Source organism: Nesterenkonia flava, assembly GCF_031432335.1.
GTDB lineage: Bacteria > Actinomycetota > Actinomycetes > Actinomycetales > Micrococcaceae > Nesterenkonia > Nesterenkonia flava.
Genome location: NZ_JAVKGT010000002.1, coordinates 17297 through 35951 on the forward strand (window position 1 = coordinate 17297; position 18655 = coordinate 35951).

General features: G+C 67.3%; 14 protein-coding genes, 1 tRNA gene and 1 pseudogene. 5 read left to right on the forward strand and 11 right to left on the reverse strand.

What is annotated here, in order from left to right:
- Window positions 1-54: 54 nt before the first annotated feature.
- The 4 genes from RH857_RS01015 to RH857_RS01030 form a co-directional block, all read right to left on the reverse strand.
- Window positions 55-1035 (reverse strand): ribose-phosphate diphosphokinase, encoded by a 981-nt coding sequence (locus tag RH857_RS01015; protein ID WP_310536116.1) that lies wholly within the window; start codon window positions 1033-1035, stop codon window positions 55-57.
- Between the two features lie 7 nt (window positions 1036-1042).
- On the reverse strand, window positions 1043-2518 hold the full coding sequence (glmU, locus tag RH857_RS01020) for a bifunctional UDP-N-acetylglucosamine diphosphorylase/glucosamine-1-phosphate N-acetyltransferase GlmU (protein ID WP_310536117.1): 1476 nt from the start codon (window positions 2516-2518) through the stop codon (window positions 1043-1045).
- A 51-nt stretch (window positions 2519-2569) separates the two neighbouring features.
- Window positions 2570-2640: transfer RNA gene (locus RH857_RS01025), tRNA-Gln, on the reverse strand.
- 187 nt (window positions 2641-2827) lie between these two features.
- Window positions 2828-3349 carry a helix-turn-helix domain-containing protein gene (locus tag RH857_RS01030; RefSeq protein ID WP_310536118.1) on the reverse strand — a complete coding sequence of 174 codons (522 nt, stop codon included), beginning with the start codon at window positions 3347-3349 and terminating at the stop codon, window positions 2828-2830.
- A 285-nt stretch (window positions 3350-3634) separates the two neighbouring features.
- Between RH857_RS01030 and RH857_RS01035 the strand changes: the two genes are divergently transcribed.
- A complete protein-coding gene (locus RH857_RS01035; protein WP_310536119.1) occupies window positions 3635-5704 on the forward strand; it encodes a vWA domain-containing protein in 2070 nt (689 codons plus the stop codon).
- Window positions 5705-5832: 128 nt separating this feature from the next.
- Here the strand turns inward: RH857_RS01035 and RH857_RS13640 are convergent.
- Window positions 5833-5886: pseudogene (locus RH857_RS13640) on the reverse strand (hypothetical protein); the annotation flags it as partial.
- Here RH857_RS13640 and RH857_RS01040 point away from each other — a divergent pair.
- Both RH857_RS01040 and RH857_RS01045 read left to right on the forward strand, forming a co-directional pair.
- Complete coding sequence (locus tag RH857_RS01040; protein WP_310536120.1) at window positions 5862-7292, forward strand: hypothetical protein; 1431 nt, start codon at window positions 5862-5864, stop codon at window positions 7290-7292. The pseudogene RH857_RS13640 and the gene RH857_RS01040 overlap by 25 nt on opposite strands.
- A gap of 75 nt (window positions 7293-7367) precedes the next feature.
- Window positions 7368-8306 carry a hypothetical protein gene (locus RH857_RS01045; protein ID WP_310536121.1) on the forward strand — a complete coding sequence of 313 codons (939 nt, stop codon included), beginning with the start codon at window positions 7368-7370 and terminating at the stop codon, window positions 8304-8306.
- Here the strand turns inward: RH857_RS01045 and RH857_RS01050 are convergent.
- The 6 genes from RH857_RS01050 to RH857_RS01075 all read right to left on the reverse strand — a co-directional run bounded on the left by RH857_RS01050 (window position 8290) and on the right by RH857_RS01075 (window position 17028).
- Window positions 8290-9480, reverse strand: coding sequence for a serine/threonine-protein kinase (locus tag RH857_RS01050; protein ID WP_310536122.1), 1191 nt, complete (start codon window positions 9478-9480; stop codon window positions 8290-8292). The two genes, RH857_RS01045 and RH857_RS01050, sit on opposite strands and share 17 nt — an antisense overlap.
- A 12-nt stretch (window positions 9481-9492) precedes the next feature.
- The gene (locus RH857_RS01055; RefSeq protein ID WP_310536123.1) at window positions 9493-10893 is read right to left on the reverse strand and encodes a serine/threonine-protein kinase; all 1401 of its coding nucleotides are present in this window, start codon (window positions 10891-10893) and stop codon (window positions 9493-9495) included.
- 99 nt (window positions 10894-10992) lie between these two features.
- A complete protein-coding gene (locus RH857_RS01060; RefSeq protein WP_310536124.1) occupies window positions 10993-13920 on the reverse strand; it encodes a prealbumin-like fold domain-containing protein in 2928 nt (975 codons plus the stop codon).
- A 30-nt stretch (window positions 13921-13950) separates the two neighbouring features.
- Window positions 13951-14355 carry a hypothetical protein gene (locus tag RH857_RS01065; RefSeq protein WP_310536125.1) on the reverse strand — a complete coding sequence of 135 codons (405 nt, stop codon included), beginning with the start codon at window positions 14353-14355 and terminating at the stop codon, window positions 13951-13953.
- 185 nt (window positions 14356-14540) lie between these two features.
- Window positions 14541-16496, reverse strand: coding sequence for an ABC-F family ATP-binding cassette domain-containing protein (locus tag RH857_RS01070; RefSeq protein ID WP_310536126.1), 1956 nt, complete (start codon window positions 16494-16496; stop codon window positions 14541-14543).
- A gap of 142 nt (window positions 16497-16638) precedes the next feature.
- On the reverse strand, window positions 16639-17028 hold the full coding sequence (locus tag RH857_RS01075) for a hypothetical protein (RefSeq protein ID WP_310536127.1): 390 nt from the start codon (window positions 17026-17028) through the stop codon (window positions 16639-16641).
- 37 nt (window positions 17029-17065) lie between these two features.
- Between RH857_RS01075 and RH857_RS01080 the strand changes: the two genes are divergently transcribed.
- Both RH857_RS01080 and RH857_RS01085 read left to right on the forward strand, forming a co-directional pair.
- A complete protein-coding gene (locus RH857_RS01080; protein WP_310536128.1) occupies window positions 17066-17707 on the forward strand; it encodes an MBL fold metallo-hydrolase in 642 nt (213 codons plus the stop codon).
- A 169-nt stretch (window positions 17708-17876) separates the two neighbouring features.
- Entirely contained in the window at window positions 17877-18638 is a 762-nt protein-coding gene (locus RH857_RS01085) for a TSUP family transporter (protein ID WP_310536129.1), read from the forward strand.
- The last annotated feature ends 17 nt before the right edge of the window (window positions 18639-18655 follow it).

The window sequence follows — 18655 nt, forward strand, 5'->3', positions numbered from 1 at the left end:
GCCGCGCCCTCGCCTAAAAGTGCCGGTTGGCACAAGGGTCAACTATACGGCAGCTCAGGCTTTACCGTCGAACAGGGTGGTCACCGAGCCGTCGGTGAAGACCTCCTTGATGGCCCGGGCCAGAATCGGCGCGATGGAGAGCACCGTCAGCTGCTCAAAGCGCTTCTCCTCCGGGATCGGCAGGGTGTTGGTCACGACCACCTCGCGCGCCCCGGAGTTAGCGAGCCGCTCCGCAGCCGGCTCCGAGAAGATCGCGTGAGTGGCGGCAATGATGACGTCCTTGGCCCCAGCGTCCTTGAGGATCTGGACCGCGCCAGAGATGGTGCCGCCGGTGTCGATCATGTCGTCGATGAGCACGCAGGTACGTCCCTCGATGTCACCGACGATGCGCTTGGACTCCGCCTTGTTGGGCTGGGTGAGATCACGAGTCTTGTGCACGAACGCCAGGGGTACGCCGCCCAGACGGTCGGCCCACTGCTCGGCGACGCGCACGCGGCCGGTGTCCGGGGAGACCACGGTGACGTCGTCGTCGGCGACCTGGTCGCGGATGTAGTCGGCCAGCAGCGGGATACCGAAGAGATGGTCCACGGGACCGTCGAAGAAGCCCTGGATCTGGGCGGTGTGCAGGTCGACCGTCATGATGCGGTCAGCCCCGGCAGTCTTGTACAGGTCCGCCACCAGACGCGCGGAGATGGGCTCGCGGCCGCGACCCTTCTTGTCCTGCCGGGAATAGGGGTAGAACGGCGAGACCACCGTGATGCGCTTGGCGGAGGCGCGCTTCATGGAGTCGATCATGATCAGCTGCTCCATGAGCCAGTTGTTCAGCGGCGCAGGATGGGATTGCAGCAGGAACACGTCCTTGCCACGCACAGACTCTCCGGAGCGCACGTAAATCTCTCCGTTGGCGAAGTCGTAGGCGCTCAGCGGCAGCAGCTCGGTGCCCAGCTCCTCCGCGATCTCCTGAGCGAGCCCGGGATGGGCACGCCCGGAGGCAATGACCATCGTCTTCTCGGTGCTGACCTTGATCTCATCCACGGTGTGCTCAGTTCCCCTTGCCGTTGTTAGTGGTCTCCAGCGCCTGCGCGGCAGCCTGTGCGGCGGCCGATCCTGGTCGCTTGGTCTCTACCCAGCCCTCGTTGTTGCGCTGCGGGGCCACGGACAGTGCCAGCGCGCCGGGCGGGACGTCTTTGCGCACGACGGCGCCCGCTCCGGTATAGGCGCCGTCACCCACTTCCACCGGCGCGACGAACACCGTGTTGGAGCTGGTTCGCACGTGAGAGCCGATGATCGTGCGGTGCTTGTTCTCGCCGTCGTAGTTGGCGGTGATGTTGCCGCAGCCGATGTTGGTGTGCTCGCCGATGGTGGCATCCCCGGCGTAGCCGAGGTGGCTGAGCTTGGAGCCGCGGCCGATCTGGACGTTCTTGGTCTCGTAGAATGCGCCGATCTTGCCGTCCTCACCCAGCACCGTGCCCGGACGAAGATAGGTGAACGGCCCGACGACGCCGCCGGCTTTGATCTCTGCGCCGCTGCCGTGGGTGCGGGTCACCGTGGCGCCCTCCCCCACCGTCACGTCCGTGAGAGTCGAGTCCGGACCGACCACGGCGCCGCGGGCGAGATGGGTCAGGCCGTGCAGCTGGGTGCCCGGAAGGATGGTGGTGTCAGGCTCAAGCGTGACCGTGGCGTCGATCCAGGTGGTGTCGGGGTCGATGACGGTGGTGCCAGCGCGCATGGCAGTTTCGACCGTGCGGCGGTTGAGCTCCTTGCCCAGAGCTGCCAGCTGGACGCGGTCGTTGGCACCTTCGACCTGCCAGCGATCCTCGGTGGTGACGGCGGCTACGCGTCCACCTTCGGCCCGGGCCAGGCCCAGGACGTCGGTCAGGTACTTCTCTCCCTGGGCGTTGTCCGTGGTGACCTGCGCCAGTGCGGAGATCAGTGTGGCGGCGTCGAACGCGTAGATGCCGGAGTTGACCTCGCGGATCTCGCGCTGCGCGTCAGTGGCGTCCTTGTGCTCGACGATGCCGACGACAGCCTCGGGGTTGGCGTCGTCGCGCAGAATGCGGCCATAGCCAGTGGCGTCCTGCAGCAGCGCGGTGAGAACCGTCACGGCATTGCCCTGGGATTCATGGGTGGTGACCAGTTCGGTGACGAGGTCCGGGGTCAGCAGCGGCACGTCTCCGTAGGTCACCACTACGGTGCCGGAGTCGGCGGCATGACCGGCGGCGGCCAGCGCTTCCAGGCCGCACTCCACGGCCCGTCCGGTGCCCGGGACCTCATCCTGGTCGGCGAGGATCACGTCGTCGTCGTGGGAGAGGATGTGCTCGGCCACGCGGTCGCGCTGATGGCGGACCACAGCCACCAGATGCTCGGGGTTCAGCGCCCGGGCGGTGTTCAGCGCATGACCGATCATGGAAACACCGCCGAGGGTGTGCATGATCTTCGGGGTCTCCGACTTCATGCGGGTGCCTGCCCCCGCGGCCAGGACGATCACGGCGGTGGGACGATCAAGCGACTGAGTCACGAAGGCGTTCTCCTAGGCACCGATGGGATGAGCGTTCCTCATCCTATGTCGCTCCGCCACTAGGATTCGAACCTAGACTCACGGTACCAAAAACCGGTGTGCTGCCCTTACACCATGGCGGATGAAGTAGCCCCACCAGCCTACCAATAACGGAAGGCACCGAGCCGCGAACGCCCCGCCCGGGGGTCCTGGACCGCTGACAGCGTTGCTTAAGCAGTTCGTGCCACCGCGGAGCGCCTTATGGCCGAAAAAGCCCTCTCGGGTGACCTCAACTGCAGAAGCAACGGCCTGGCTGCACCGGGGCTGGGCTCAGAAGAGGTCTTTATGCGCGGTGTAGTGCTCTGCGGCCGGGGTAAGGGGACCGGTGCCGTAGAGACGGATCACTTCAGCCAGGCGGGGGTGATCGCTCTCCAGCGTCTCAGCGGCCGCGCGCAGCTCCGCACCCGAGGCCACGGCCCGCAGCAGATTGCGAATACCCGCCACCACGGCCCCGTCCTCTGCGGCCGGGGCCAGCTGGGTAGTGCGCGTGATGTTGGACTGGGCGCTGCGAATCTCCTCCAGCAGTGCGGGCACCTCTTCGGGCGGAGTCTTACCGGCTCCCACCGCCTCCGCCAGTTCGTGCAGCCGCTGGACGCGCCCGAGCACCGCAGGGTTGCCGATCTTCACCCGCTGCGCACTGATCAGCTGCGAGAGCATCGGTGCAGAAATACCGAGCACCTTGGCCAGACCCGCCTGGTTGAGCCCCAGCGCCTGCTTGAGCCGCCCAAACGTCTCCCCCAGCGGTTCGCCGTAGGCGGCACGCTGGGCCTCCCGGTTCGCCTCCACGCTCATTGATGCTCCTCTCTCTGACCGTCCAGCCGACGGCGCCAGGTCGACGCCATGGCACCTATTGTGCACCAGCAAAGAGTAAACGCGCATCACAACGCCACCGTGCCGGACACAGCGCCCGGACCAAACGCTTATCACCTCAGGTCAGAGCACCCTTTGGGCTTCCGCAAAAATTCTCTCGGATAGCCTCTTGACTTTGCTGCCGCAAACTTATTAGCATCGCACTTGTAAACGTTGCTTTCGCAAACATCAGCAAAGGCAGCGCAGCTATCACCCGAGGAGGACATCATGACACCGCTCGAGAACACCCCGCACATCCCCACCGAGTCAGACACCCCCACCCCACGCTGCACCCGGACCATGCCCGTGGGACGCACCCTGACCGCCATGGGAATCGCCGTCGCCCTGGCGGCGTTCTCCGCTCCTGGCGCAGGGGCGGCCACCAGTCCGGCCTCGGGCGCGGACAGCGACTCCGCAGACAGTGATTCCGCAGGCGGCGACTCCCGAGACGCCGATGATCGTGACTCCGAGGACGAGCCCGAGGGCGAGGCACCCGGTGCGGACCTCTACCTGGATGAGGACAGCGAACTGCTGCTGGTGATGGACGCCTCCCGCTCCATGCTCAGCGATGACGCCGGCGGGCAGACCCGAATCGACGCCGCCCGGGACGCCCTGCACTCCGTAGTGGACACCCTGGAGGAGCAGGACGGCGACCACCACGTGGGCCTGCGGGTCTTCGCCTCCGAAGTGGAGGATTACACCGACGCCGCCGCCTGCTCCGACTCAGAGCTCGCGGTGCCCATCGACACCGACAACATCGACGATCTTCGTGAAGCCATCGACTCCTACAAGGCGGTGGGAGGCGCCACGCCCCTGGCCTACGCCCTCGAGCAGGCCGCGGAGGACCTCTCCGACGAAGGCAATCGCACCATCGTGCTGGTCTCCGACGGCGCTGAGAACTGCGTGCCGGATCCCTGCGAGGCCGCCGAAGCCATCGCCGAGCAGGGCATCGACCTGCAGATCCACACCGTCGGCTTCCAGATCGATGAGGACGAGGCCGAGGAGGCCCGCGAGCAGCTGCGCTGCATCGCTGAGGCCGGAGGCGGTCAGTACTTCGATGCCGAGGACGCCGAGACCCTCACCCACACTCTGGAGCGTGTCTCCCAGCGGGCCTATCAGCCCTTCAGCCTGCAGGGCGAGCGCGTCGAAGGCGGGGCCAACTGGGGCGATGCCCCCGAACTGTCGCCCAACGCCCAGTACATCGATGAGCTCTCCGAGGAGAAGCTGCACTACAGGATCCCCCGTGAGCTGGAGAACTCGTCCCTGCACGTCGCCCTGACCACGCACAACGCCGAGGGCGAAGCCGACTGGGTGGAGGCGGAACTGAGCACCTGGCATGAGGATCGCTGTGACCGCGACTCCATGATCGGCACCGAGTTCTCCACCCGCGACTTCCTCCGCACGGCCCAGCTGGTGGCCTACCGCGACCTGGAGAAGGAGGCCGGCGAGGACCCCTGCGCCGAGGACGATGAGCTGGTGCTCTCCGTCGAGTTCCAGGGCGATGACCCCGAGACCGTGGGCCAGCCCTTCGAGATCACCATCTACGAGGAGCCCGAGGCGGCCAACCAGGAGGACCTTCCGGAGGCCACCGAGCGCGCCGAGACCGAATGGACCGACATGGGCCGCGACCCCCAGGGCGCAGTGGAGGTCTACGGCGGCAATTCCTTCAACAACGCTCCGATCCTGGAGCCCGGCACCACCTACGACGGCGACATCCTCCCCGGTGAGGCGCTGGTCTTCCGCGTTCCCGTCGAGTGGGGCGAGACCCTGCAGGCTGAGGCCTACTTCCCCGAGCCTGACGAGGAGCTTTCCGAGAACCTCTCCGGCAGCGGCATCTCTTCCGGCCTGACCGTCATGTCACCGATGCGCGGGATCATCGACTCCGACTTCAACTCCGTGTGGCGCAATATGTCCACCGAGCTGCAGGTTCAGTCCCACGAGGTGCGCTGGAACAACCGGGGATCGAACCAGAGCGACGTCGAGTACACCCACCATGCGGGCTACCAGTACGTGGTCCTGGTCGCTGATCACCACGACGACGGCGACTCCTTCACCGTCCCCTACCGCCTGACCGTCGCGACCTTCGGCGAGGCCAGTGAGGGCGCCCCCGAATACCCCGAGGGCATGGAGGACTCCTCCCCCGCCGTGATCTACGAACGCGACGATGAGGACTCCGACGAGGACGAGACCTCACCCGAGGGCGACGACGAGGACCGCAATGAGCAGGACTCGGATGGCGACGAGGACTCGAGGGACGAGCAAGACGACGAGGACGACGTCGTCGAGCCACGCGCCTGAAGCACGCACCTGATCACCAACAACATCCGGAGCATCATCACGGGCTCCGGGCACAAAGGAACGGAATTAAGGGATGGACTCCCCGCAGATGCACCCGTCAGAGATCCACAGGATCGGCAATACTGAGACGTTGAAGGACTCAAAGGAGCTGAACACCATGGACGCACAGGACCAGACGGCATCTCGCGGGGAGTTCGTCCTGAAGTGCCCCTACCGCCTCATGGCCGTGATCGCCCTCACCGGACTGCTGGCCTTTTGGCTGATTCCGCTGGCCCAGGCCGCCGAACCCGCCGAGTCTGAGGACGGTTCAGTCGATGAGGCCGGGCAGGGACTCCAGCTGAGCGGCGAGCGCGTCACCGGAGGAAGCAATGCCGGGGATGCCCACCCGCTCAGCCCGGGTGCCGCCTACCTCGACACCCTGAGCTCCGGCACCCTGTACTACCGGATTCCCAAGGAGCATGAGGGCTCGGCGCTCCACGTCAGCGTCGCCTTCGGCGAACAGCGCGAGGAGCCCGACTATATGGGAGCCGATGTGCAGCTCTCCACCTGGGAGAGCACTCGCTGCGCCAGCGGTTCGGTCTCCACCGCCGAGATGAACACCCGTGACCGTCTCGGCAGCACCTACCTCATCGCCGGCCCCGAGCCCGAGACTCTCCTGGAGCCCGAGCAGGAGACGGATCCCGATGCGGAACCGGCAGAGGATCCCTGCGGGGAGGCCGGCGAGCTGGTGCTGAGCATCTCCCCCTTCGACCCTGAGTCCGGACTGATCGGTGAGGACTTCGAGATCGCCGTCTTCGAAGAGCCCTCACCCATCAACGCGCAGGACTTTGATGCCGAGGCTCCCGAGTACGACCACCACTGGACCGATATGGGACGCAATGTCTCTGGCGCCCAGCCAGTGTCCCCCGGCGCATCCTTTGACGACGCCCCGGCCCTGGATCCTGGCACCACCTATGACTCCTCGATCAGCCCTGGCGAAGTCCAGGTCTTCCGTGTCCCGGTGGAGTGGAACGAACGCCTGCAGGCAGAGGCATTCTTCCCCGAACCCGGGGACAGCCTGTCCGAGGAGCTCAGTGGCATGGGCTCCGTCTCCCTGGCCGCCTTCAGCCCCATGCGGGGAATGGCTCACGGAGACTTCAGCACCGTATCCACCAGCAGCGCGACCGAGCTGCGCACCCACACCTCTCCGGTGTGGTGGAACAGCCGCTTCGCACGCGGCGGGAACTCCACCGCTCTCGCGGGGGACTTCTACCTGGTGATGGCCGCAGACCCCCACGACGACGGCGACTCCCCCGAGATCCCCTACCGCCTGACCCTGCAGACCTACGAAGAAGACGGCGCCCCTACCCCCGAGTACCCCGAGGGAACCACCTCCACTCCGCAGATCGCTGGGGCTGAGCAGCCTGGCAATGGTGACTCGACCTCGGAGGACGAGGAAGCCTCGGCCGACGGTGAGGAGCCCACTGCGGTGGAGCGGCTGCGCAGCATCGGCGACTCCCCCGGGATCCTCATCAGCCTGGGCGCCTTCGGCCTGCTCCTCATGGCGGCGGGCGGACTGTTCCTGGCGCGTACCATGCGCCGCCACTGACCGTTACCAAATCGTCACCAAACTTTACGCCCGCTAATATTGAATTGCAGCTGCAAACAATATTACGGTCGGGCTATGCACAACACCGCACCTTTTCACACCTCCCTGACACAGCAGGGCTCCGTTCAGTCCCCTACACACACATCCCCCAGCGCCATCACCACCCCGCGCCCCTTCGGATCAGTGTCGCGGTACGGCCCTGGCGCGCTGACCGCACTGGCCACCACCGCCGCCCTTCTGCTCAGCGGCCCGGCGCCGGCAAGCGCTTCGCCGACCGCAGCCCTGCCCGACTACGACCCTCCCACCGTGGAGTCCGTGGTGATCGAGGACCAGGGTCCCCACGGAGCCCTGCCGGAAGGTGGACCCGGCATTCCGGTCGACATCGGCTGGTACTACCTTCTGGTCAACTACGGCGGACTGGAATGGGACTTCGGGGAGACCTTCGACGTATGGCTCGTTCCACCCCTGGGTGAGGATGCGCTCTTCCTGGGCAGCCACCAGGCCGAGGAGGCCGGGGACTACTACGGCTCGGCACAGCTCGGCGAGCTTCTGGTCTCCAGCAGCGATATCGACTACACAGGCTCCTACGCGGTGGTCATCACCCATCCGGACGGCGAGATCCATCACTGGACCCTGGCCAACGTGGTGGTCGATGATTGGCAGGCTACCCAAGAGGGCGAGCCTGCTCCCCACTATGAGGTCTGGCCCACCCCGCCCGCAGAGGGCGAGGCGCCAGGAGACGGCACTGACGGCGCGACCAGCACGCCCGGGCCCGGCGGCAACGGCGAGGACGATGACTCCCCCGGCGCCGAGGACTCGGAGGCACCCGATGACGAGGAGAGCGAAGCTCCGAGCAGCTACCGGCCCCAGCTGGAGAACAACCCCTGGACAGTGGTCCTCGCCGGCATAGGAGGGGCCCTCATTGTCGCGGGACTCATCTGGTGGTTCGCCGGAGGTCGCGGAGGCTCCCACCGCGACCCGTCATCCAGCGGATCCGCTACTGACTCTGACTGAGCAGAATTGCCAGCGCCAGGAGGAGCAGGCCGATGCCGGCCAGAACCAGGCCTCCTGCCGCCTTCGCCCGATCAGAGCGACTCCTTGACACCGACGGTGCGGGGGAAGAACTCGCGTAGGGGGCAGGAGGCAGGGGTCGGGCAGGGCGCGGGGGCTTCGGCGGCGCTGGAGGCTCCGGCATCGGGCGCGGCGCTGAAGGCCGCGGTGCTGCCGGGCGCTGCGGCGGCACGGGAGCAGGGGGCTCCGGAGGCAAGGGCGCACCGCGCACAGGACCGTCAGCTGTCCAACCCTCCGGAAGGGGCGGGAGGTGGTCAAAGACCTCAATGTCGCCCAGCAGATCAGCGTCCACCGCTGGTGATGTCGTCTCGGTTGGCACCAGCCCTGCCTCGCGCAGAGCGGCTCTGGCCGCGGCGGCGCTGCCGGTGCGCTGCCCCATCTCCGGGTGGGTCATGCCGGCGATGATCTCAGTGAACGCCGTACTCACGGGTTCCTGACGCCCGGCGTCACCACCGCATGCGGAGGCCAGTGCGGCGCGAGCATCGGTGTCGGGCTGGGGACGTAGACCGGTGAGCATCTCCACCGCGCACATGCCTGCGGCGTAGACGTCTGCCGAGGCATCCGGTTCCCAGCCTCGCTGCAGGCATTCCGGCGCCGTGTACCCCGGGGTGCCCATGGCGAAAGGCCCCTGGGTCAATCGCGGGGCGTTCTCCCCCGCTGCGATGCCGAAGTCACTCAGCCACAGATGCGGGAGATCCTGCCCGGTGGCATCCAGCAGGAGATTCGCCGGCTTGACGTCCCGGTGAACGATGCGCTGAGCATGGATGGCCTCTAGCGCAGCAAGCAGCTGGTCCAGCAGTAGGGCCACCAGAGGTTCGGGCAGTGGTCCAAAGTCGCCGACCAGGCCGTCCACCGAACCCCCGCGTGCGATGGGCATGGTGAAGAGCACCTTGTCGTTCTCCCCCGCCCAACCGGTAGGGGCTAGAACGTGAGGATGGTCCAGCCGGAAGCTCTGTTCGCGCATGAAGCGCAGCAGACTCGCGGCGTCAGTCTGGCGCAACACCTTGGCGGCGCAGTAGCGGCGCTCCTGGCGGTCCCAGACACGCCACACCACTCCAGCACCGCCCTCACCGAGTGGGTCAACCAACTCGTACCGGCCTGCGAACACATCCCCCATCCTGGTTGGTTCCTACCCCAGCGCCAGCCAGAGGGTGAAGGCCAGAGTCAGCAGACCAGCGCCCAGCAGCAGCAGACTCACCCACAGTCCCACGGTCTTCGACGACCGGGTGCTGGTCGGTGCCCCGGACACGGAGTGCCCCGGATACTGCGGGGCACCGTAGGAGGGATAGGGCGCAGAGGGCTGGTACTGAGGGATGCCGGGCGGAGTGAACTGTGGTGACGGTGCGCTGCGGACCGGCGTCGCCTGGGTGTGGGGGTCGTGGACACCCAGGGGCGGCACGGGCATGGCTTGCTCGTAGGGCAGAGCGCTGGTGGGTGCAGCCGGCGGAACCATCGCCTGCGTCTGAACGTCCAGGGTGGGGACGTCCCGGGGCTGGGTCTCCCCGTTTCCTGGAGCCTGACTCCAGGACTCCGCGGCGCTAGCCTGCTGCGGCCCGGTGACGATCCCGGGTGAGGAGGCCGACGGGGGCGGCGAGGGTGAGGCGGCGGTAGGCACGGCAGCCGCCGTCGTCTTTTCTGCCGGACTGGGCCGTGTGGGACCGCTGTCGTCCCAGCCTTCGGGGAGCTCGGGCAGGTGGTCGAAGACTTCTACGTCACCGAGGATCTCTGCCGGCTCCGCGAACTCCAGCAGGCCGCTGGCGCGCAGTTCCTCGCGCGCATCGGCGGCGGTGCGGATACGGGTGCGCAGGTCACGATCACCGAGCTGGGCAATGAGATCGACCAGCTCTTCGGGAACGGCATCCTCCCGAGGTGCGGATTCGACGACGAGCCTGGCCTCCGTCTCTGTTTCGGGGGCCATGCCGGTGAGCATCTCTACCGCACACATCCCGGCGGCGTAGAGGTCGGCGCGGGCATCGGGCTGCCACCCGCGCTGCAGGCATTCAGGTGCGGCGTAGCCGGGGGTGCCCATGGCAAAGGGGCCTTGTGTCAGACGGGGAGCGTCGTCGCCGGCGGCGATGCCGAAATCGCCCAGCCACAGATGCGGAATGTGCTGCCCGGTAGCGTCCAGGAGGAGATTGGCGGGTTTGACGTCGCGGTGAACGATGCCTTCGGCATGAATGGTCTCTAGTGCCGTGAGCAGCTGGTCCAGCAGTACGGCGACGAGCCGGGAGGGCAGGGGGCCGAAGTCGGAGAGCAGCGTGGAGACGGAGCCACCCCGGACGATCGGCATGGTGAAGAGCACCTTGTCGTCCTCCCCGGCCCAGCCGGTGGGAGCCAGCACATGGGGGTGGTCCAGTCGCATGGACTGTTCGCGCATGAAACGAAGGAGGCTGGAGGCATCGGTCTGCCGAAGGACTTTGGCTGCGCAGTAGCGGTGATGTTTACGGTCCCAGGCGCGCCAGACCACGCCGGCCCCGCCCTCCCCCAAGGGGTCGACCAGCTCGTACCGTCCTGCGAATACGTCTCCCATTGGCCTCCAGCCTAGCGGTACTTGTGGGTGCACACAGCGAAGGGGAGGCTCCGCACGGCGTCGGATGCGGGCGTGGTGTGCCCGGTCCGGTGTGCCATCTTATCTGCGGGTGTTCTGCTCCCTGTGGCGCAGCGTCAGCAGCATGGCACCACCACCGACGAGCGCGGCAAGCGCCATCAGCAGCGCCGGCCAGAGGTTGCCTCCAGTGACCGCTAGCCCGCCGCCCGCGTCCGTGGGTGGATCTTCCTCAACGCCCCCAGGGCTCGGCGGGGGTTCAGTGCCCGTCGGGTCGACCCCTTCGGGACCCGGTTCGGTGGTCGGAGCCTCCCCGTCGCCTTGATCCGGGTCACCGGTACCCGGCGGAACCGTCTCCTCGGGATCGGTCGCTGCGGTCCCCGGAGGCGCCGTCTCGGTTCCGGGGGTCTCCGGCGGGACGGGAACCTCACCCGTCTGGTCGGGTTCCGTCGGGGTCTCGGTCCCCGTTCCTCCGGGCGTTGTGGGGTCGGTGGGAGGGTCAGTGGCTGGATCCGTCCCATCGGGGTCTGGGCTGCCCGGCTCAGTAGCCCCCGGGCCGGTGGGAGCTGGCTCGGTCGCCCCCGGCTCGGTGGGCCCAGGTTCCGTGGGGCCTGGATCCGCCTCTCCGCCGGTCGGCGGCGTGGTCGGCGTGGGTTCCCCCGGGGTGGTGGGACTCGGCTCGGGCTCTCCGGGGTCTGTCACACTAGGCGGCGTAGTGCCGGGCTCGGTGGTCTCCGGTGGCGTAGCGCCAGGTTCAGTGGTGCCGGGGCCCTCGGTGGGCGGCTCCTCGGTCTCGCCGGGGCCGGTGGGAGTGGACTCGGTTCCCGGCGGTGTAGTCGCAGGCTCTGTTGTTGCCGGGTCTGTGGTGCCCGGTTCCGTGGGAGGCTCAGTGGTGGGTTCCGTCGTCCCGGGTTCCGTGGTTCCAGGCTCCGTTGTCCCGGGCTCAGTCGTCCCCGGTTCCGTCGTCCCGGGCTCGGTCGTCCCCGGTTCTGTTGTGCCCGGCTCGGTCGTCCCGGGTTCCGTGGTTCCAGGCTCCGTTGTCCCGGGCTCAGTAGTCCCCGGCTCGGTCGGCGGCGGGGTGGTGGTGATATCGGTGGGCGACGGCGTCTCCTCCGGAACAAAGGTATTGGTGGCCGTGCAGGTTACGTTCTCCCCCGGCCCGATGGAGGCAACACCAGTCTCGGGGTCCCATCCCGCATCGCACGTCCACTCCTCGGCGTACCCTTCCGGACCGTCCTCCTGGAACACGTAGTCCCCGGCCACCACCGGCACGCCCGTGACGCTCGGGTCGCCCATGGGGGCGGCAAGCGCCACATCGCCCGGTCCGCGTGCCATGAGGATGAAATCCTCCGCCTCAGCCGTACCGCCGCCGTCGTTGTGCACTACTTTCTGCAGGGTCAGGGTCGGCTCAATTGGTTCGTTGGTCACGGTGCAGGTGATGTCCGACGACGCCGGGATGCTCACCGTGCCCTCGACCACAGGTACCGCGTTGCCGTCGTGGTCCGCGCACTGCAGCGACGCCTGCCGGTAGCCGTCGGGCCCCTCCTCCTCCAGCTCATACTCCCCCGGGGCCACGGCCTGCGCGGTGATCTCACCGTCGCCGGCGCCGGCCACCGCCTCACCCTCGCCGAGGGGATCTGGTACTGCCCGCAGGTACCAGTCGCCGGGTGCGTGCGCCACGCCCTCGCCGCGGAGCTCTTTGGTATAGGTCAGCGTGGACCCACTCCAGGTATTCGTCACCTCACAATGCGTCTGCGTGCCCTCCACCAGGGTGACCTGGCCGTCGACGACGTCGAGTTCCTGGCCGCCGGCGGTGCACACCCAGTCCCCGTTCGTGTATCCGTCGAACTGTTCGGCGGTGCCCGCCGCACCGCGCTCCTCCTCGATCAGCTCGTAGGTGCCGGGCTCAACAATGGCGTAGGTAATCTGCCGTTGGCCGGTCAGCCCGGCGATGTTGCGCTGACCCTCTCCCAGACCCTCGGCGCGCAGCCCCCAGGCCGTCGCGGGCAGGGGCCCGCCGCCGGTGTTGTCCACCTGTTTAGCCAGAGTCAGCTGGGTGATGTCCGGATCGCGGGTATTGGTGATGGTGCAGGTGATCTCCTCCCCCTCCCCCACGGTGACCGTATCTCCGGGGGTTCCGCCATTGCATTGGAACCCGTCGCTCAGATAACCACCCGGGCCCGCCTCCTCGAGTGCGTACTCGCCTGCCGGGACGGGGATCTGCGTTACGGCAGCTCCACCGGTGGTTCCCTCCAGCGTGGTGCCCTCAGTCGCTCCGGTGCCGGTGGCGGTCAGTGTCCAGTTCTGCGGGGGCTGAGAGCTGCCCTCCACCTCTTTGGCCAGAGTCAGCCAGCCTCCGGTGAAGGCGTTGGTCACCGTACAGGTGACGTCCGCGCCGTCGTCGAGCGTCACGGCGGGAGATGCACCGTCCCCATCCTCGAGGGAGAACTGCTGCCCGGATTCGGCCTGGCAGCTCCATCCCTGCGACTCATAGCCGGCGGGACCATCCTCACTCAGCGCATAGGCCACACCGGGTTCGACTTCCGCGTGGGTGACCTCCAGGTCGCCCGTGACACCGCTGAGGGTCTGCTCCTCCGAGGCGGCGGTCAGAGTGAAGTCATCCAGCCCGTGAAGCGGGCCCTCGGCGTCGTCGAGCGCTTTGACCAACGTCAGCTGGCTAGAGTCATCGGGTGCGGTGTTCACCACGGTGCAGGTGACCTGCTGCCCCAGACTGATGCTCACCTGAGCGTTCTGATTGACCGGCAGCTGCTGAGGCGTGCCGTCGGGTCCGGGGTACTGACAGCCCCACTCACCCTGCTCATAAGCCTCTGGTCCGCCCTCTTCGGTTAGGCGATAAGTTCCCGGCCGAATGCGCTGATTGGTGACTGCGGCGGAGTTGGCCTGGCCGCCCACGTAGGTGGGTCCGTCCATGGCGCGCAGCTGCCAGAGAGAGGGTGCCGCCGTGCCGCCCACCACGTCTTTGTGCAGCGTGAGCGTCGAGTGCTGAGCCACATTGGTGACCGTGCAGGTGAGGTTCTGGTTCTACCCCAGGGTCACGGTCGGCTGCGGATCGGTGTAGGTCTGGCCGCCGCACCGCCAGTCGCGGAACGCGTAACCAGCCGGGGTACGGTCCGTGCCGAACTCTGAGATCCGGTACTGCCCGGCAGGGATGCGACGGGATTGGAAACCGTTGAGCCCGTCACCCTCGAACACCTGACCGGTCTCGATGTTGACCGCCCGGACACCCCATTTGCTGCGGTCGCCTTCGCTGGCACCGGTGTCGAGGTTCTCGATGGCTTTGAAGAGCGAGAGCGTGCCCGAGGCGGCGGCCGGTTGGGCCATGCTCAGGACGATGCCGGCACCTACCAGCACGCTCATGAGGATGATCGCCGTCAACCGGGACGCGCGGGGGTGAGGCGAGGTCGGGTGAGTCTGCTGCTGAGCCACGGGCCAGCTCCTCGCGCCGTCGATTCTTTGGTGTAAGACACCCCTGAATCGCGCTCAGGCGTGCCTTGGTCCTCTGATTCGTTGGCACGAGCTTACTGTCAGCGGACCCTCAGCACTAGGGCTCCGACGTGAACTCTTTGGTAAAATCGCACGTCAGTCGCGGGGCGCGTGGCAGGAGTCGCCGATTAGGACTCGGCAACCTCACTGGCCTGCAGCCAGGCCTCCTCAGCCTCAGCAAGCTCGGCGTCCACTGCGTCCAGCTGGTTCTGCAGCTCACTCAGGGCACCCAGGTCCATGGCCTCCGAGGCCTGAGCCATCTGCGCGTGCAGCTCCTCCTGCTGAGCGGAGAGCTTCTCCATCTGCTTCTCGACGCGCTGCATCGTCTTCCGCGCCTGGCGCTTATCCGCTTCGGAGAACGACGACGACTGCTCGCCGCCCGACCCGCCCGTGGTCGAACGCGCCGCAGCGCTGGAGCTGGTGCCACCGGTCCTGACACCGGCACCCTGCTGAACACCACCGGGCACCGCTGCGGCGGCGGCACTGGATTGACCCCGGTAGGTGTCGCGCAGCCCCGGGACTGGCTCCTTGCCCTCCCGGATGCGCAGGTACTGGTCCACTCCCCCGGGCAGCGCACGAATCTTGCCATCGCCCAGGAGCGCGACCTGGTGATCGGTCACCCGCTCCAGCAGGTAGCGGTCATGGGAGACCACAATCAGCGTGCCCGGCCACCCGTCGAGCAGGTCTTCCATGGCGGCGAGGGTATCGGTGTCCAGGTCGTTGGTGGGCTCATCGAGCATGAGCACGTTGGGCTCACCGGTGAGCAGCTTCAGCAGCTGCAGACGTCGGCGCTCACCGCCGGAGAGATCCCCCACCGGCGTCCACTGCCGGGCGCGGCTGAAGCCCAGAGTCTCCAGCAGCTGGGCTCCGGAGAGCTCCTTGCCGCCCACCTCAAAGACGTTCTTGTCCTCGGTCATCACCTCGTGGACGCGCAGATGGGCACGAGCGCGCAGCTCCTCCACCTCCTGGGTGAGGATCGCGGTCTTCACGGTTTTGCCGCGCTTGACTCGCCCAGCCTCGGCCTCGACCGTGCCGTCGAGCAGGCGCAGCAGCGTGGACTTGCCCGCACCGTTGACCCCGACGACGCCGACTCGCTCGCCCGGGCCCAGCCGAAAGGTGACGTCGTCGAAGATCTGATGGGTGACGGCGTCGTCGCCCGCGGAGTCCTCTGCGGACTTGGTGACGCTGAAGGAGACGTGCTCCAGGTCCAGCACGTCCTTGCCGAGCCGGGCGGTGGCCATCTTTTTCAGCTGGACCTCATCGCGGTGCTCGGGCACGTCGTTGATGAGGGCGTTGGCGGCATCCACCCGGAACTTGGCTTTGGTGGTGCGCGCCGGTGCTCCGCGTCGGAGCCAGGCCAGTTCCTTTTTGACCAGCTGCTGGCGCTTCTGCTCCTTCACCGCCGCGGCCCGGTCGCGCTCGGCGCGGGCCAGTGTGTAGGCCGCATAGCCGCCCTCAAAGTGATCCACCGTCGCGTCGTGGACCTCCCAGGTCAGGGTGCAGACCTCGTCGAGGAACCAGCGGTCGTGGGTGACCACGAGGAAGGCGCCCTCGTCGTTCTTCCAACGGGTCTTCAGGTGGTTGGCCAGCCAGGCCACGCCCTCGACGTCAAGGTGGTTGGTGGGCTCATCGAGCATGATCACGTCATGCTCGCCCATCAGCAGCTTGGCTAGGGCTACGCGGCGGCGCTGACCACCGGAGAGGGCACCGACCGGCTGTTTCCAGTCGAGCCCGGGCAGGAGCCCGTCGACGACGTCGCGCATGCGGGGGCTGGAGGCCCACTCGTGGTCGGCCAGGTCCCCGACCACTGCTTCGCGGATGGTGTGGCCGTGGTCCAGAATGTCCTGCTGGTCGAGGAATCCCACGGAGACGCCGCCCCGCCAGGTGACGCGGCCGGCGTCGGCCTCCATCTGTTTGGCGAGGATGCGCATCAGCGTGGACTTGCCGTCGCCGTTGCGTCCCACAATGCCGATGCGGTCCCCGGAGTCGATGCCGAGGGTGATGTCCTCTAAGACGGTGCGGGTGCCGAAGGTGATGGTGAGGCCCTCGGCCCCGAGCAGATGCAGACCTTGCTGAGTAGCCATAGGGACACAAGACTACCGGGCGCCGTGGCCGGTCGCTGGGCCGGCGGAACGTATCTGACCAGGCGGCGGCCCGAGCGGGAGTGGCAGCCCGGGGGGGGCGCGGCGGGGGCGGCAGTCCGGGCTGGGCGGCGTCGTCCTAGGCTTAGTCCTCGCGCAGCTCGCGGCGGGCCTGGCCGATCACCCGGTCCCGCCGGAAGATGCGTTCCAGGTGGTCCATCTGAGCCTGGATCTCGGACTGGCCCGAGGAGAAGACCTCCAGGGTCTCCCGGTACCGCTCCTCGAACAGCTGCCACTGCTCCCTGCTCAGCTGGGGTGCGAGGTCGCGCAGCTCTTCCACCGCACGCTGGGCCTCACTGCCTTGGGCGTGAGCCTCAGCGGTGACATCGGCCAGAAGCTGCAGCAGAGAGTCGGTGTTCAGCACCGGTTTGGCATCGCCCCTGACCCATTCGGGCAGGTGCGAGATGACCACCAGGCCACCCACCAGGAACAGCAGGGCAAAGACCAGACCAAAGATGATGGGGACCGCTTCCATACCCCACACAGTACCGGCGAACCAGTATCGTGGGGTTATGCGGATCACACATCTTGGTCATGCCTGTGTCCTGCTCGAGACTGCCGGAAAGCGCATTCTCCTGGACCCCGGAGCCTTCTCCGGAGCCTGGCACGGTACGCAGAACCTCGACGCTGTGCTGATCACCCACCAGCACGCCGATCACGTGGACCCTGAGCATGCCCCAGCGCTCGTGGAGTCCAACCCCCAGGCCGCGATCTACACCGCCGACGACGTCGCCCAGGCCGTCTCCCTGCCCCGGGCACAGACCGTCTCTCCCGGGGATCGGTTCCGGATCGGCGAAGTCGAGGTGGAGGCCGTGGGCGGCGATCACGCGATCATTCACCGCGACATCCCCCGGGTGCACAACATCGGCTACGTGTTCCGGGCACCGGAGTCCCCCGTCTTCTTCCACCCGGGGGACTCCCTGGACACGGCGCCCGCAGGCATTGAGGTCCTAGCCCTTCCCCTCATGGGTCCATGGGCCGCCATGAAGGAGCATGTGGAGTTTGTGCGTGCCCTGGGCGTGCCAAAGATCAGCATCCCCATTCACGACGAGCTGCTCTCCAACCGCGGCCGGGCTCTGCTGAGCCGGCAGATCACCCGACTCACCGGCACCGAGATCGTCTCGCTGCGCGGCGGCGCCAGCCGGGAATTCTGAGGCTCCGGGTTCCGGGCTCGGGGCTGGCACTCCCCACCCTCGGAATCGAGTGTTGCTGTTGTCGTCGGTAAGAACGAAAGTTCCGACGAAAACCGCAGCACTCGATGCGCGGGATGGAACCGGCTGGCGTGGAGCTGAGCACGACTGAACAGGTCTAGGCTGGTGTGTGATGACAACTGAGACTGCGATGGCACTGGCCATCATTGGGCTGGTACTGCTCGCGGCAGGTTTGCAGCGCATCACCGGACTCGGGTTCGCGATGGTCGCGGCGCCCTTCTTCGTGGTGATGGTCGGCCCTCACGGCGGGGTCATGCTGACCAACGTTCTGGCCACGATCGCGCCGCTGATCATGCTCCCGGTCGTGTGGAAGCACATCGACTGGCGACGCTTCTTCTGGCTGGCGCCCTCGGCGCTGATCGTGATGCCCGGGGCGGCGTGGATCGCTCATCTGTCCCCGGTGGGACCGCTCTATATTGTGGTGGCCTCCCTGGTCATCCTGGGACTGTCGACCTCCCTGATCGTCAGCAGGATCAGCAGCACCGTGGACGGCCCGGTCACCAAGGTGCTCTCGGGCATGGGGTCAGGCGCCGGGGCGGTGCTCGCCGGCGTCGGCGGCCCAGCCATGGCGGTCTATTCGGTCCTGTCCCGCTGGAACGTCATCAGCTTCGCGGCCACGCTTCAGCCGCTGTGGATCCTGATGTCCATCACCGCTGTGGCCAGCCGCTGGGCGTTCACCGGCAACCAGATGCCGGCGCTGCCGTGGTGGGCCTGGGCGGCCAGCCTGGTTTCCATCGTGCTGGGCATCTGGATCGGCGGCCGGGTGCAGCGGCGGGTGCCGCACGAGACCGTGCGCAAAGTCGTCATCGGCGTCGCCTTCGTCGGTGCCCTGCTCTCCCTGGCGACGGGGATTCAGACAACCCTCAGCAGCTGAGCAGACTCGCAGCCGCG